General features: G+C 40.7%; 12 protein-coding genes. 6 read left to right on the forward strand and 6 right to left on the reverse strand.

Annotated features, from left to right (window positions below; genetic code table 11):
* The first annotated feature begins 146 nt into the window (after positions 1–146).
* The 5 genes from AACU32_RS12895 to AACU32_RS12915 all read left to right on the forward strand — a co-directional run bounded on the left by AACU32_RS12895 (position 147) and on the right by AACU32_RS12915 (position 6,514).
* Positions 147–767, forward strand: coding sequence for a Uma2 family endonuclease (locus AACU32_RS12895; protein ID WP_096600049.1), 621 nt, complete (start codon positions 147–149; stop codon positions 765–767).
* A 174-nt stretch (positions 768–941) separates the two neighbouring features.
* Positions 942–1,859, forward strand: a complete 918-nt coding sequence (locus AACU32_RS12900; RefSeq protein WP_096600050.1) for a DMT family transporter — start codon at positions 942–944, stop codon at positions 1,857–1,859.
* A 331-nt stretch (positions 1,860–2,190) separates the two neighbouring features.
* Entirely contained in the window at positions 2,191–3,975 is a 1,785-nt protein-coding gene (locus AACU32_RS12905; RefSeq protein WP_096600052.1) for an alpha/beta hydrolase, read from the forward strand.
* A gap of 569 nt (positions 3,976–4,544) precedes the next feature.
* Positions 4,545–5,417, forward strand: a complete 873-nt coding sequence (gene truB, locus AACU32_RS12910; protein WP_096600054.1) for a tRNA pseudouridine(55) synthase TruB — start codon at positions 4,545–4,547, stop codon at positions 5,415–5,417.
* Positions 5,418–5,743: 326 nt separating this feature from the next.
* Positions 5,744–6,514, forward strand: coding sequence for a PEP-CTERM sorting domain-containing protein (locus AACU32_RS12915; RefSeq protein ID WP_096600056.1), 771 nt, complete (start codon positions 5,744–5,746; stop codon positions 6,512–6,514).
* Between the two features lie 32 nt (positions 6,515–6,546).
* Here AACU32_RS12915 and AACU32_RS12920 read toward each other — a convergent pair whose 3' ends face one another.
* The 6 genes from AACU32_RS12920 to AACU32_RS12945 form a co-directional block, all read right to left on the reverse strand.
* On the reverse strand, positions 6,547–6,843 hold the full coding sequence (locus AACU32_RS12920; RefSeq protein ID WP_096607977.1) for a hypothetical protein: 297 nt from the start codon (positions 6,841–6,843) through the stop codon (positions 6,547–6,549).
* 170 nt (positions 6,844–7,013) lie between these two features.
* Positions 7,014–9,110, reverse strand: a complete 2,097-nt coding sequence (locus AACU32_RS12925) for a TonB-dependent receptor domain-containing protein (RefSeq protein WP_096600058.1) — start codon at positions 9,108–9,110, stop codon at positions 7,014–7,016.
* Between the two features lie 273 nt (positions 9,111–9,383).
* The gene (locus AACU32_RS12930; RefSeq protein WP_096600060.1) at positions 9,384–10,817 is read right to left on the reverse strand and encodes a tetratricopeptide repeat protein; all 1,434 of its coding nucleotides are present in this window, start codon (positions 10,815–10,817) and stop codon (positions 9,384–9,386) included.
* Positions 10,818–11,238: 421 nt separating this feature from the next.
* The gene (locus AACU32_RS12935; RefSeq protein ID WP_096600062.1) at positions 11,239–11,706 is read right to left on the reverse strand and encodes a tetratricopeptide repeat protein; all 468 of its coding nucleotides are present in this window, start codon (positions 11,704–11,706) and stop codon (positions 11,239–11,241) included.
* 4 nt (positions 11,707–11,710) lie between these two features.
* Positions 11,711–12,643, reverse strand: a complete 933-nt coding sequence (locus AACU32_RS12940; protein WP_096600063.1) for a homogentisate phytyltransferase — start codon at positions 12,641–12,643, stop codon at positions 11,711–11,713.
* A gap of 3 nt (positions 12,644–12,646) precedes the next feature.
* The gene (locus tag AACU32_RS12945; protein WP_096600065.1) at positions 12,647–13,489 is read right to left on the reverse strand and encodes a methyltransferase domain-containing protein; all 843 of its coding nucleotides are present in this window, start codon (positions 13,487–13,489) and stop codon (positions 12,647–12,649) included.
* Between the two features lie 151 nt (positions 13,490–13,640).
* On the opposite strand from AACU32_RS12945, the gene AACU32_RS12950 reads away from it, so the two are divergent.
* Positions 13,641–14,975 carry a TrkH family potassium uptake protein gene (locus tag AACU32_RS12950; protein WP_096600067.1) on the forward strand — a complete coding sequence of 445 codons (1,335 nt, stop codon included), beginning with the start codon at positions 13,641–13,643 and terminating at the stop codon, positions 14,973–14,975.
* The last annotated feature ends 38 nt before the right edge of the window (positions 14,976–15,013 follow it).

Below are 15,013 nucleotides of genomic sequence, written 5' to 3' on the forward strand. Positions count from 1 at the left end.
GAATCGTACTTAGAACTTTAGTCCTAAACCAGAGGACTGAAGTCCTAACTACGACCGATCAAAATTAATGTGGCAGACCATGAGATAAAATATATAATTCTATTTTTACCTTAGTTCTGGTCAATAGCAGTCGAGGTAGGCAATTTATGATTCAAGCCAAAGCCAAACTAGTAACATTTGAAGATTTTGCAGCTTGGCGACCTGAAGGCGGAAGGTATGAACTACATGATGGGGTAATTGTGGAAATGGCACAACCAACGGGAGACCATGAAGACGTTGTTGGTTTTATAGCCAGAAAACTAACTGTAGAATTTGACAGATTAAACCTACCTTATATCATCCCCAAAACTGCATTGATAAAACCTTCTACCTCGGAATCTGCTTATTCTCCAGATGTACTATTACTCAATCGCCTTAATTTAGTAAATGAGCCTTTGTGGAAAAAAGCATCAACTGTATCCTTTGCAGCATCAATTCCTTTAGTAGTTGAGGTAGTTAGTACCAACTGGGATGATGATTACTATACAAAACAAGGTAAGTATGAGGGTATTGGAATTCCTGAATACTGGGTTGTAGATTATCTCGGTCTAGGCGCTAAAAAGTTTACTGGTAACCCTAAACAGCCTACTCTATCTGTTTATCTATTAATCGATGGTGAATACCAAGTTACCCAATTTAGAGGTGATGACCGCATTGTATCACCTACTTTTCCCCAACTAAATCTGACTGCGCAACAAATTTTTCAAGCTGGTAGTTTGATGTTATAAATTCGCACTCATGACTTCAGTCGGTGGATTCAACAAGCACAAGCATCAAAAATTATGAGGTGTTGGGAGGGTTCAGATCCCCGACTTCTTGAAGAAGTCGGGGATCTCGCAGTCGATCAAAATTAATGTGGCAGACCACTAGATAAAATATATAATTTTATCTTTACCTTAACTATGCATCAAAGTTCTGGTCGCTGGCAGTTAGGGCTAGCTTTATCATTATTAACTGTTTTTTTGTGGGGAATTCTACCTATTGCCCTAACAGTAACACTGCAAGCACTTGATGCCTACACAGTTATTTGGTTTCGTTTCTCAGTGTCCTTTGGCTTGTTGGCTGTATATTTATGGTCACAGGGTAAGTTACCAACTCTAGTGCAATTACGTTCTGCTTCTCTGAAATTATTAGCGATCGCCTCAATTTTTTTGGGGATGAATTACTTTTTGTTTTTACAGGGTTTAGCACTGACATCACCGACGAATGCTGAAGTAATTATTCAATTTTCTTCTGTCTTTTTAAGTTTGGGAGGGTTAGTTATCTTTAAAGAACGTTATCAAATCTATCAATGGCTAGGAGTTGGTATTTTTACTCTTGGTTATATCTTGTTTTTTCACGAACAACTGACTAATTTATTTACAGCCCACAATACATACCTTTATGGTAGTAGTTTAATTGTGTTAGGAGCAGCAGCATGGGCTGTTTACGCTTTGGCGCAGAAGCAGTTATTACAGTCTTTGTCTTCTGCACAAATTATGCTCATTGTTTACGGAGGATGTGCTTTTTTATTCGCACCATTTAGTACAGCTAAAACAATTTTTACACTCAGCAATTTGCAGCTTTATGCATTGATTTTTTGTGCTTTAAATACTCTCATTGCCTATGGTGCTTTTGCGGAATCATTGGCACATTGGGAAGCATCAAGGGTGAGTGCTGTATTAACATTAGCTCCGATTGTCACTTTAATAGCAATGTGGGCTGTCTCAGTAATTGCCCCCTCCCTAATACTACCGGAAAAAGTCACATTGTTAGGAGTTTTAGGAGCAGTTTTAGTTGTGACTGGGGCGGCGGCGATCGCTCTCGGAAAAACCGAATAATTACTATAATTTCAGAGTTTTTACTGGTTATTAATTGTAATAGATGAATCATTGGATCAAAGTTACATTAGAAATACTGAGGCAAGGTATTTTTTTCTTTGTTATGATTTCACGATAAGCATCAACCAATTGAGTAAATCTCTTGCCAAATAGATATGTTTAATATCAGCATGGCTTTGTTACATTTAATTTTTGGCATTGTAACAAAGAGGTAAAAACTCAAAAAAATCCATAATCAAGAGGCGATTAATATTTAATAACCTTACCAGGGTGTCTGAATAACTACCAAAGCCAACGCCTCGTGAAACAACATCACCGAAACAGTTGAGCGATGATTAGTTCGTTTGGTAATTGGGCCAGCACCCTGGTAAAAATTGTGCTATTGCTGGTTCTGTCAATAGTGCTGCCAATATTTGCAATTAGTAATTCTGTAATGGCAGCAGAACAAGTTTATGGTTCTTATTCAGCCCTAAAACTTTCTCTTCCGATCAATTCTTTAGAAAACTATGCCCAAACTGGTGTAATTGATGACAAGCTAACCATCTATCAACAGTATCTACCAGCAAAAAAACTCGAAGAATTACGGCGAATTTTAGTGACTCCTGTGAAAGTGAATCCGGTAGTGGTTTCACAATTTCTCTATACGCCACAAGGAGAATTTATCCTCAAACGGTTAGCAGCAGCGATTAAAACGCGATCTGCCGTAGGCGGCAGCGCTTCGCTATCGCCGCGATCGCAACCAGAATTTCAAACTTTGCGATCGGCTTTCATTTGGGCTGCTGGGGAACCGGGAGGACTAACGTTATTAAATCTATTGCGGAAGTATCCCACCAGCAGCATTAACATCGATTTAGCCCACAGCATGGGAATAGCTGGAGAATTAGAGCAAATCATCACTGAAACCAGTCGGGCGATCGCGGAAGTTAGCAAAAAGTCCAATCTCGAAGCTACCACCCAAGAGTCAATAAATTTCTCCCAATTGCCAGATTTACGGCAACAAGGGCAATTTAGGGCGCAAGAATATATACTCAAGTTTTCCGACTTGTCACGACAGCGGGAATTGTTAACTGATTTATATATTCCCCATGTCAAAAGTCCCGCGCCAGTGATTGTGATTTCTCATGGTTTAGGTACAGACAGCAGCAACTTTCGTTACCTAGCCAATCATTTAGCTTCCTATGGATTCGCTGTCGTTGTCCCCAATCATTCTGGAACTAGACAGGGGAATGTCAATGCCGACGCAGATGAATTTACAGACAGACCATTAGATGTAAAATACATACTCAATGAACTGGAAAAAGCTAACGAGTCCGATCCAAGATTTCAGGGACTGTTAAATCTGCAACAAGTTGGAGTTTTCGGTCAATCTTTAGGTGGTTACACAGCCTTAGCCTTAGCTGGTGCGGAGATTAACTTTGCTCAATTGCACAAAGATTGTCAGCCAGAGATACTGCAAGATACCTGGAATATGTCTTTACTGCTTCAGTGTCGCGCTTTGGCGTTAAACCAAGGTAGGGTTAAAGAACTGAACTTACGGGATGAGAGAGTTAAAGCCGCGATCGCAGTTAACCCGATCACTAGTTCGATTTTTGGCAAAACAGGCTTGAGGCAAATTCAAATTCCAGTTATGCTCGTTGGTAGCAGTGATGATACAGTTGCACCTGCCTTATTCGAGCAAATTTTACCGTTCTCCTGGTTTGCTAATTCCCAAAAATATCTGGTGATGCTGGTAGGTGGAACCCACTTTTCCACCATTGGTAATGGTAATCAAGGAAATGAGGTAGTAGGAGATATGTCCCAAGTAATTGGCGATCGTCCGGATCTTGCACGCCACTACATCAATGCTTTGAGTTTACCTTTCTTTCAAACTTACGTTGCCAGAATAGCAAAATACTCTCCCTACCTCAACGCCGGCTACGCTAAAGCTATATCTAGTCAGCCTCTGAGTGTTAGTTTTGTGCAGTCTCTACAAACAACAGAATTAGCACAAGCTGTATACAGCGATCGCAAAGAAGCTAAACTAGCTATCAAAAAATCACCCAACTCGATAGTCAATTTTGGTTTTTGGATGTTGGATGTGGGAGTTACACTGCTGCATGTGATGATTTTTCTGTAAATTTCGGCAAAAATATTGTAGATGCTGAATCTGTTGCGTCTTTACAATGTTTATGTCCGTAGATTTCATCTTTATTCCCATTTCTTCTACTATTGCTGGTTAAGGATGCTTGTAAAGGGTGGGGAGACCCCGCCCTGAAAGATGTATCTGTTTGATTATTTTTTTAAGTTTTTATCCAGTTTTTGTATGAAAATGCACCTATGGGTCTGATGCAGTATTAACAGAAAAACGAACCGCATTAGACACGTTAGCGTTAGCGAGTCTTCGAGCGTCAGCGGTAGCGACGTTCGCGTAGCGTCTCCCCTTGGGAGAAGGAGCGTCAGTGGCTTCCCGCAGGGTAGAACACAAAGGACGCAAAGAAAAGAGGTTTTTAGAGATATTTCGCTTCCGTGGTAAGCTGATTAACCTTGTATGCTGACGGTGGAAGGCTGAGAACGAATATAACGCCACCACAAATGACAAATGACAAATGACTATTTTAATTGCCCCAACCTACTTACAATTAATATGATGACTTTCGCCAAATTTATTGTTGAAAGTGCGCCTATCCTAAAATTTTGAATTCTATTGTGCAAGGTTTTTTAAATTTAAACAAACCATTTGATTGGACTTCTCATGATTGTGTGGCGCGGGTGCGTAAACTCCTGCGCCTCAAACGTGTGGGACATGCAGGTACTTTAGATCCAGCCGCTACTGGTGTGTTACCGATCGCATTTGGTAAAGCTACCAGATTATTGCAGTATTTACCAGGTAATAAAGCGTATCAGGCTACTATCAGGTTTGGTGTGCAAACGACAACCGACGATTTACAAGGGGAAATTATTACTTCTGCACCTTGTCCTGGTTTGAGTTTGCCAGAGGTGAAAGCTATATTACCGCAATTTGAGGGTAAAATCGCGCAGATTCCCCCCAGTTACAGCGCCATTCAAGTTGATGGTCAACGCCTCTACGATTTAGCACGGCGTGGGGAACAGGTAGAAGTTCCAGTTAGGACGGTAGAAGTTTTTCAGATAGAAATTGTGGCTTGGCGCGAAGGAGAATTTCCCGAATTAGATTTGGCGATCGCTTGTGGTAGTGGTACATATATTAGAGCGATCGCTCGTGATTTAGGTGCAACCTTACAAACTGGTGGAACCCTCGCCGCTTTGATACGCACCGCAAGCAGCGGTTTTGATTTAGCAGATAGTTTAACTTTGAGCGATTTAGAAACTCAATTGCAAACTGGGACATTTCAACCAATTGCCCCTGATGCTGCTTTACTACATCTGCCAACAGTAATTTTACCAGCAGAATCGGCGCAAAAATGGCGTCAAGGGCAGCGAATTCCTGTAAAAGAAGAGATATCGGGGATGATGCGAGTGTATCAAGAAGAGACTCTGTTTTTGGGAATTGGACAACTAAATGATCAATTGTTGATTCCTATCACAGTTTTGGATATTTGAATAGGTCGCCAAAAGTCATAGTCCATATTCATTCTGCCATCTGACTAAGTCAGGAACAGGAAACAGGCAAGAACTAGCTTGAAAAAGGCAGAGGGCATAAGTCTTCTCTATTTTGTAACAAAAATACTAAGTATTACCCGATAATTTACGTATAATAAATAGTTATGCGTAACCGATAAGTTCATGTAGCTCACTGGGTTAAACAGAGCTCAGTCCGTCAAGAATGGTCTTGGTTATCGTTAAGTTCAAATAGCTTACTGGTAATATCAAAGATTAGATACCTGAAGGCGATCGCTGAATCACAAACTAAAAAACAAGTAAAAATCATGAATAATTTTATTCAACGACACTTGTTAGCAGGGTTTATTGGACTTATTTTGTCTTCCTCTTTTACGATAACGTTACAACAATCATCCTTTGCTCAACCAGTTGAACCACCACCACCACCACCACCACCACCACTACCACCACCACCACCACCACCATTATTAGAATTGCCTTATCCTTGGTTTTTTGAATATCCTAAAGAAAATCCAGATCCAAATCCACTTCCTGTTCCTCAACCCAAACCTAAAGAGCCGCTCACTTTTAAATTGGGGCGTTTTTGTCTAGAATGTAGTGAAAAATTAGGAGGAGAAAGTGTTTCTGTGTATGTTGGTGGCGGAGGAGAATTTGGCGAGGACGGAAACACTAACATTAGTGTTGGTGCTGGGTTCGGAATCACATTCAAACTCAGACCTAATTCTATTCAATCATCATTCAACTATGGTGAGCCTTCAGAACTTGATTTTGATTTTTCAAGTGTTCCAATCACTATTCCCTATACACTAGGAAGTCTAAATCAGCCATCAAGTACAATATCAGGATTCTTGCAGCTTTATCCATCTAAATATTTTAGGCCTGTCTCCAATTTAACCCTATTTGATCCTGATGTAAATGGCATTTATGAATTTGAAAATGCTTTGCAATTGGATAAATTTATTGTATCATCTGTCAATTGTCCTGAACCTCTGACTGTTCTTGGTTCAGCCACAGCTTTGGCTTTTGGTGTTAACTTTAAACGCCGATTAGCAAAAGTTACCAAAAAAGATAATTAGGGATTATGCAACTTAAAAGCGGATTAGCTTATTCATTCCCACGTTGCAACATCTCGCAGTAAGTCGGGAATTTGCTCTTGAGATTGGGGAAATTCTAATAGAGTTTCTCTGTAACCTAAATAGCCAGACTCCGCAAACGACAACAGCATTCGCGCTAAAGCCAGCCATACTTCTGTTTCGTATTCCCAATCACGATAACGCCCAGATTTACCAGCGATGGAACGTAGCGCCCAAAAATAGGAATTTCTCACCACGGAACCGCCCTTTTTAAACTCTGGTAAGTCCTCGTGGTTGATGATTAGTACTTCGTTTTCAATTCTGGCTCTCATATCTAGCCATTGTAATTGATTGGTAGAGTTCAGTGACCACAATGGGTTGGAGTTTTTGGGCACAGGGAAGAATCACCAATTGCCCAATGCCCACTTGCCCTGAGCGAAGCCGTTCGCGTAGCGTCTCGAAGAGAAGGGATGCCCCATGCCCAATGCCCCATGCCCCATTCCTATAAATCTGAACTTAAACCGACGCGGAAAGTAAACCCAGGACTATAAATCCGGTTCACACGTTCGTATTGTTCACCAAGTAAATTTTCTAAGTAAAATCTCAATCCCAAATTTGCAGTGATGGGAATTCGACCGCTAAAATCTAAATTCAGGAACGATGGCGCGAAATCTGTGGGACTTTCACCCGTTCTATTAAAAACGGAGCGACGCGCACCACTATTGTAAGTAACATACAAATTAGCCTGCCATCCTGAATTTTGGTAACCTATACCCGTTTGCAGTACAGAGTAAGGAATTAAACCTAATTGCAAACCTTTTTCTGTCCCGGTTTGGATTTTGGCATCTGTATAAGTGTAATTCACAAACGTTGACCAATTACTCGCAAATTTTAATTGCAACGCCGCTTCTAAACCATTAGTATCTACCAAGCCAATGTTTTGCCATTTTCCCGCGATTACTCCCAGGCGATTATCTAAACTACTACCGAAGTAAGTAAACTGTCCCGTTAAATTTTCGGAAAAGTTAATATCTATTCCCGCAGTCCAAGATGAACCGGTTTCTGGTTGTAAATCAGGGTTTGGTTCCCAACCATGAACCGTATCATAAACATATAATTGGTCTAAACCAGGGTTACGCTGTCCTCCAGCCCAACTACCACGGACAGCAATAGTGGGGGCGACAGCATAACGTAAACCTACACTGGGATTAAGATAATTCCCAAATTGTCCGTCAAAACTTTGTCTGAGTCCTAAATCTACCAGAAAATTTTCGTTGAATTTGAAAGTATTAACTGCAAATAAGGCTGTGGTGAAAATACTGCGATTTTCTGTTTCGTTAGTAGCAATTCTATTCGGGCTAGTACTTAAAGTATCACCATATAAATCAGTATTTTTTAAATCTAAGCCCCAACGCAATTGATTATTCGGGGTAAATTTCCATTCGTGATCCACCCTAGCTGATAATTGTTGTGTATCTAAAATACCTGTACGATAATATTCTTTGCCTTGAAAAACTGTCGGGCCATAGGTACTGAAATAATCTTGGTTATAACCCAATGTCGTTGTCAGGGTAGAATTTTCGCCATTACCTAAGCGAGTTTTCCAAGATAACCCAGCATTGAGTCCATCATGGTCTAATCTATCTCGTTGGAGCGGAAAACCGAAATAAATTAAACCCCGGCGACTGCTTAATTTCGTAATATCAAAACTCAGAGAATTCTTAGCATCTAAATCTACAGCAACATTACCAAAATAAGTACTTGTAGCTGTATCCGCATTGAAGAAAAATCCTTCAGCATCGCGGTTAGCTGCGCCTACAGGGACGCGGTAACGGTTATCTGTAAAGTATCTTTCAAAGCTAAAGTTATACTTTAAAGAACCAGTAGCCCCACCATAACTAAATTGTTGATTATTTTGGCTTAACGAACCAAATTCTATACTACTAGATACTTTTGGTTGCCCATAACCTTCTTTGGTGATGATATTGACAACTCCGCCAAAGGCTGAGGAACCATATAAAGCGGAAGCTGCACCGCTATAGAGTTCTACTCGATCAATCGCTTCTACAGGAATACTATTTAAATCTGTGCCGCCATGATAAATGTTAATATTAGTATTAATAGGTCTGCCGTTAATCAGAAATACAGATTGATTAATGGAAGCGCCTCGGTAATATGTACCTGTGTGAATATCTGCACCATGTCCGGCATCATTAATAGCAAAACCGGGCATTCTTTTTAAGATGTCGGCTACACTATTAGCACCTTGTTTTTTAATTTCTTCTTGCTCAATTACATAAGTGGGAGTGGATTTAGGTAAAGTATCTTCTTCGCCAATTGCTTCGATGGTGATGTCTGCATCATCTGTAGAACTTGGTTCTGTTGTTGGCTGTTCGGGTTGAGTTTCTTGACTAATTTGATTGCTTACAGATTGTGGTGTTAATAATTCCGCATTTGTAGAGGGTAGATCAATATCAGTTATATTGGGAATATTGGAAATTATTGGTTTTTGCTTGATTTCAGCATCAGCAGCCACAACAGGATGAGCTACCAGTAAGGTTTGCACAACAACTGGAAGCACAAAAATATTTTTATTCACGTTACTCACACCAGGTAGAAACAGCACCAATTGCTATTTTTCTGGTTATTGATAGTAGATGTCAAAAGACAAGCTGTCGTAGTTTTACCGGGAAAGGTAAAGGGAATCTTGGTGAAACTGTCATCGCTTGTGCGATCGCGCTGATGAGCGAATTCTCTAGCTTACCATCAAGATCCGCCTCCCCCCACCCCAGTTTTGCTAACGCAAAACCAGCCCTCCCCGTTTACGGGGAGGGCTGGGGGTGGGGTACTTTAATAATAATTAATATTGTCCTTAATTTATTTGTGAGTTAATTTTTTGTAGTAATTGTTCAACTCGCTCCACCATCTCCTTGTTTTTTTGAGCTTGAAATAACTCTTTGGCTTTATTGAGATGGACAACGGCTTCATCTCGTTGCTGTTGTCTGCCGAGAGTGACTCCCAAATTATAATAAGCGATCGCAGAGTTCGGATCGAGACTAATAGCTTTTTTGTACTGGGCGATCGCTTCTTGTGGTTTACCTTGATCGTCTAGCGCATTACCTAAACCTGTATAAGCTCTGATATGATTTGGTTCTAGGCGAATGGTTTGTGTGTATTCGGCAATTGCTTCGGCTAATTTACCTTGCTCATATAAAGCTCTGGCTAAATCATAGTGAGCTTCTGCATACTTAGGATCGAGGCTAATGGCTTTTTTGTACTGGGCGATCGCTTCTTGAACTTTATCTTGAGCATACAGCGCATTTCCTAGCAGGCTATATCCTAAAGGTTCTTGTGGTTCCAGGCGGATAGCTTCTGTATACTCTTCCACTGCTGCTTCTAGCTTACCTTGCTCATGGTAGGCAATACCTAAGTAATAGTGAACGGCGGCATATTTAGCATCAAGGCTAATGGCTTTTTTGTATTGGGCGATCGCTTCGGCAATTTTCCCTTGATCGTACAAAGCATTACCTAACCGGGCATAACTCGGTGCATAGTTAGGTTCCAGACGAATAGCTTCCGTATATTCACTGACTGCGGCTTCTAGTTTCCCTTGTTCGTAAAAAGCGATGCCTAAGTGATAGCGCGCTTCTACATACTTAGGATCGAGGTTAATAGCTGTTTGATACTGAGCGATCGCTTCTTGTAGCTTACCTTGATCGTACAAAGCATGACCTAAAGCAGCATAACCTAGAGGATTTTTTGGTTCCAGGCTAATGACAGTTTTATATTCACCTATTGCCGCTGTTAATTTATCTTGATTGTAGAAAGCATTGCCTAACTTATAGTGAGCTACTGCATTTTGTGGAGCGAGAGCGATCGCTTTTTTATATTCTACAATTGCTTCTTCTAAGCGATTGAGCTTTACCAAAGTTAAACCCAAATTTAGATAGGCTCCAGGTTCTTGAGGATCAATACTAATCGCTTTCAGATAAATTGCGATCGCTTCAGTGGGTTTACCTAAATCATCAAGTGTATTACCCAAACCAATATAAGCTTTCGCATAGTTAGGTTCTATTTCAATGGCCTTGCGAAAAGCCGCTTCTGCTCCTTTTAAATCTCCTTGTGCATAGAGATTAATTCCCTGCTCAAAGATAGCAATAGCATTTTTATTCTGAGTTCCTGTTGCTTGATAAGAGTTCGGGAATTTTGCTAAACCCAGAGCGGAAGTTGTAGCCAAAGCACCATTAGCCTGGGTCAAACATAAACCGATCATAACCGCAGGCAGCAGAGTTTTGATTTTTAGCATATTTGCTACTATACCTATAGTTTCGTTAAGCTGACACTGGTAATTTGCAAATCATTTCATAATTAAATTGTTTCTACAATATCAAGCTGGGATAGTTGTATTAATTTAATTAAATATTAATTTTTATACCAATCCTCAATTGTAGTGCGAGCGTAAAGGAAGCTAATGTTCATTCATCGAGCAAGATGCTCGCACTACGGAATATGGGTAATTTATTTTTTGTAAGTCCCTGATTTCTCCCCAAGGTCAGGGGGCGGAGAGTGTCAAAGTCCTAATCTTCCAGAATATGCGATCGCTTTTCATACCCCTTTCATCCGCCCTTGGTGTTAAGCCAGTAAATGGGTATTGCTACGACAAAAGAACCCCGACTTCTTGATGAAGCCGGGGATCTGAGCCAATCAATTTTTACAACTGAAAATGGTTAATTTGATTTAGCATTCATCTTTTCTAGCAGCCGAGTGATTTTCTCAGCCTTTTCTGGTTGACGTTGTTTCTGCAATAACTCTTTGGCTTGTTGCAGATTACTTTTAGCTGCTTCTCGCTGTTCTTGTTGCATTAGCACATTCGCTAAACGCAAGTAACCTTGAGGATTTTTCGGACTGCGACTAATTACGTCTTCAAACCATGTTTTTGCTTCGACAATGTTACCTTGCTCTCTTAAAACATCTCCTAACAGCAAGCGCACCATATCATTAGTAGAGTTACGCTCAATCACTTGCCGAAAAACAGTTTCTGCACCTTTATAATCTTGCTGTTGATAAAGATTGACACCTTTTTGAAATAAATTAGAAGTGATCAAAGTCTTGACAGCAAAATAAATGAGTAGCGCTATACTGGAGACTACGGCCACAATTGCCAGAATATCAGTTGTGTGAAAGGTTTCGAGCATTTTTTTAAGCCAAAAGACAGGCAATGGGGAAAATCAAATATTCAATGAAAAACAGTTTCCAAATGAATTGATAGAATTGAGCGATCGCACGTTTGTCTTGCAAGTCTACCGCTAAACTGCGCACCCACATCACACACAGCATTACCAGATGAGTAATCACTAAGAATAGAGGGTTCACTGAGGCCAAACGTAACATCCCCACTAAAATCATCCCCAAATAGCAGATAGTCAATACCCAAAGCGCCAGATGAAAGACTGCTCTTGGCCCAAGTTGGATTGTCAAGGTATTGATATTGTATAAGCGATCGCCTTCCATATCGGGAACATCTTTAAAAATAGCGATCGCAAATGTAAACACCAAAATAAACACTGTCAACACCCACACTGTCGCGGGAATTGCTTGGTTTTGTTGCAATAACCAACTAAAGTGCAAAAATAACCCTAAATTAACAATCGTCCCCCGCACTGAAAATATACAGAAAGCTGCCCAAAAAGGAAAGCGTTTCAAACGAATTGGTGGTAAAGAATAAGCAGTCCCAATTGCCAAACTAATCGCCACCATCCCCAACAAAAAAGGGCCATTTAGCCCAGCGATAACCAGTGCTAAAACACCAGTAATCGCCACAATTAATTGTCCTTGAATTTTAGAAAAAACTCCTGAAGCTAGTGGAAGATGAGGTTTATTAATTTTGTCAATCTCAATATCTTCTAGTTGATTTAGCCCCACAATGTAAACATTGCCACACAAACAGGCAATCCAAGCTCCCAAAATATGTGTCAAAGAGAAATTACCATTACCTCCAGCGATCGCAATCAAATACAAAGCCAATACACTTAAACTCGTACCAATAATTGTGTGTGGACGGGAAAACTGCCAAAAAGCATAAAGCCAGCGACCCCACACACCAAAAGACTTTTGCCCAGAAAACTGATTCATGCTCTACTTATTCCCGCACAACAAACCAAACCGAATCAACCCGCGCTGATAACCGCGACTCATCAAACCTAGTGAAAGCGCCCCCACAATCGTCGTCCAGCCGGAAGTTAGTAAACCCCAAATAGCTTGAGGAGTAAACGCCGAATCAATCACAAAATCCCAAAATGGGGCGACAGCAGTTGACCAATCAGCAGTACGAATATTTTGTAAAGGAAGTTGACGAGCGATCGCGGTATACTCTGGCAAGGAAATCACATAAGGTAAACAATACACCCGGTAAATTTCCTGCAAGTGTTTTTGTTCATCATCTGTCAATGGCGAGTTATCAATCGGGCGATGACACCAAGTCACCATAATTAACTTACCGCCAGGTTTTAGCACTCGGTAGCACTCTTGCAGAAACTTGGTTTTATCTGGCATATGTTCACCACTTTCCAAAGACCAAACCAAGTCAAAGGTATTATCCTCAAATGGCATTGCTTGCGCATTAGCCACTAAAAATTGACTGCGATTACTCAAATTTAGCTCTTGGGCACGTTCTGTAGCTCTAGCAGCTTGTACTGGACTCAGAGTAATTCCCGTCGCCCTAGCATGAAACTTGTCAGCCAAGTAAAGAGAACTACCACCAATCCCACAGCCTACATCCAAGATATTTTCCGCCGTCTCTACCTCTGCCCAATTAAGCAGTTCTTCAATTAAATCAATTTGCGCCTGACGACGGTCTTTTTTTTGCGTACCATTCGGCCCGTAGTAGCCATGATGCATATGTTCGCCCCAAATGTCTTCCCAAAGACCGGAGGAAGCATCGTAAAACTGCTGAATTTGTTGATAAAGTGTTGCACTCATAAGGAAAGCAGTGTTAAGACAAAGCAGAATTTAAATAAACATATTCGTAGGCTACCATGTGTGTTTTTAATTAAATAAGGGTGTTTTTGATTTTCGGGAGGCTAAACCCCATACATACTCCCTTAGCAAAATTTATGAATCTTACCTTGGTATGACTGTTGCCCGTACAATTTGTTTAGGGTTTTTCGCTGTCATCACTGTAGGAGCTATCCTACTGATGCTGCCTTTTTCAACTAGTAGCGGTCATTGGAATGATCCGATTGTGGCGTTGTTCACCTCAACATCCGCAGTTTGTGTGACTGGTTTATCGGTAGTTGATCCTGGCACTTATTTTTCCTTTTGGGGTCAGTTTTTTATTGCCCTATTAGCGCAAATTGGCGGTTTGGGCTACATGACCACGACCACCTTTTTGATTTTGCTCATTGGGCGCAAGTTTGACATGCGAGACAAAATCGCCATTCAACAAGCTTTAGACCGACCGGGGATGAGTGGTAGCACCCAGGTGATTCGCTCGATTATTGCCACTACCCTAATTTTTGAAATTACTGGCGTGTTTTTACTTTTACCAGCTTTTGTACCCGATCATGGTTGGAGTCAAGGGCTATGGTTGGCAATTTTTCATAGTATCAATGCGTGGAATAATGCAGGTTTTAGCCTATTCAAGGATAATTTAATTGGCTATCAATCATCTGCGCTTGTAGTCTTCACAGTCACCACATTAATTATTTTTGGGGGTATTGGTTATCAGGTAATTTTAGAAATGTACCTCTGGTTACGCGATCGCGTTCTTAAAAAAACAGCCCGCCAAGTATTTTCGCTAGATTTTAAAGTTGCAACTAGCACAACCTTAATACTTTTATTTATAGGGACAATTGCCTTTTTATCTATCGAATCAAGAAACCCACAAACCTTTGGAGGGATGAATTTACGCGATCAGTTTTTATCAGCTTGGTTTCAATCTGTTACCCCGAGAACTGCTGGATTTAACACCATTGATATTGGTAAAATGACCACCGCAGGTTTGTTTATCACCATTGCACTGATGTTTATTGGCGCTAGTCCAGGTGGTACAGGTGGCGGGATGAAAACTACAACATTGCGAGTTCTCACCAGTTGCACTCAATCAATTCTCCAAGGTAAAGAAGAAGTCTTGTTATATGAACGGAAAATAGCCATCAATCTCATTTTGAAAGCTGTTGGTGTGTTAGTTGGTTCTGTAGCTACCGTGATTGGGTCTACAATTTTAATTGCCCTAACAGATCCCGAATTAGATTTTATCCAAATTTTGTTTGAAGTAGTATCAGCCTTTGCCACAGTCGGTCTTTCAACTGGTATTACCGGAACTGTCTCCACAGCTGCCAAGTTAATATTAATTCTCACAATGTATATTGGACGGGTGGGAATTCTCCTTTTGATGTCTGCTATCCTCGGAGACCCACGCCCTACCCGAATTCACTACCCCGAAGAAAACTTGTTAGTCGGCTAAAGTCAACTGAAGTATGAAGTATGAAGTATGAAGTATGA

The organism is Calothrix sp. NIES-2100 (assembly GCF_963875285.1).
GTDB lineage: Bacteria > Cyanobacteriota > Cyanobacteriia > Cyanobacteriales > Nostocaceae > Aulosira.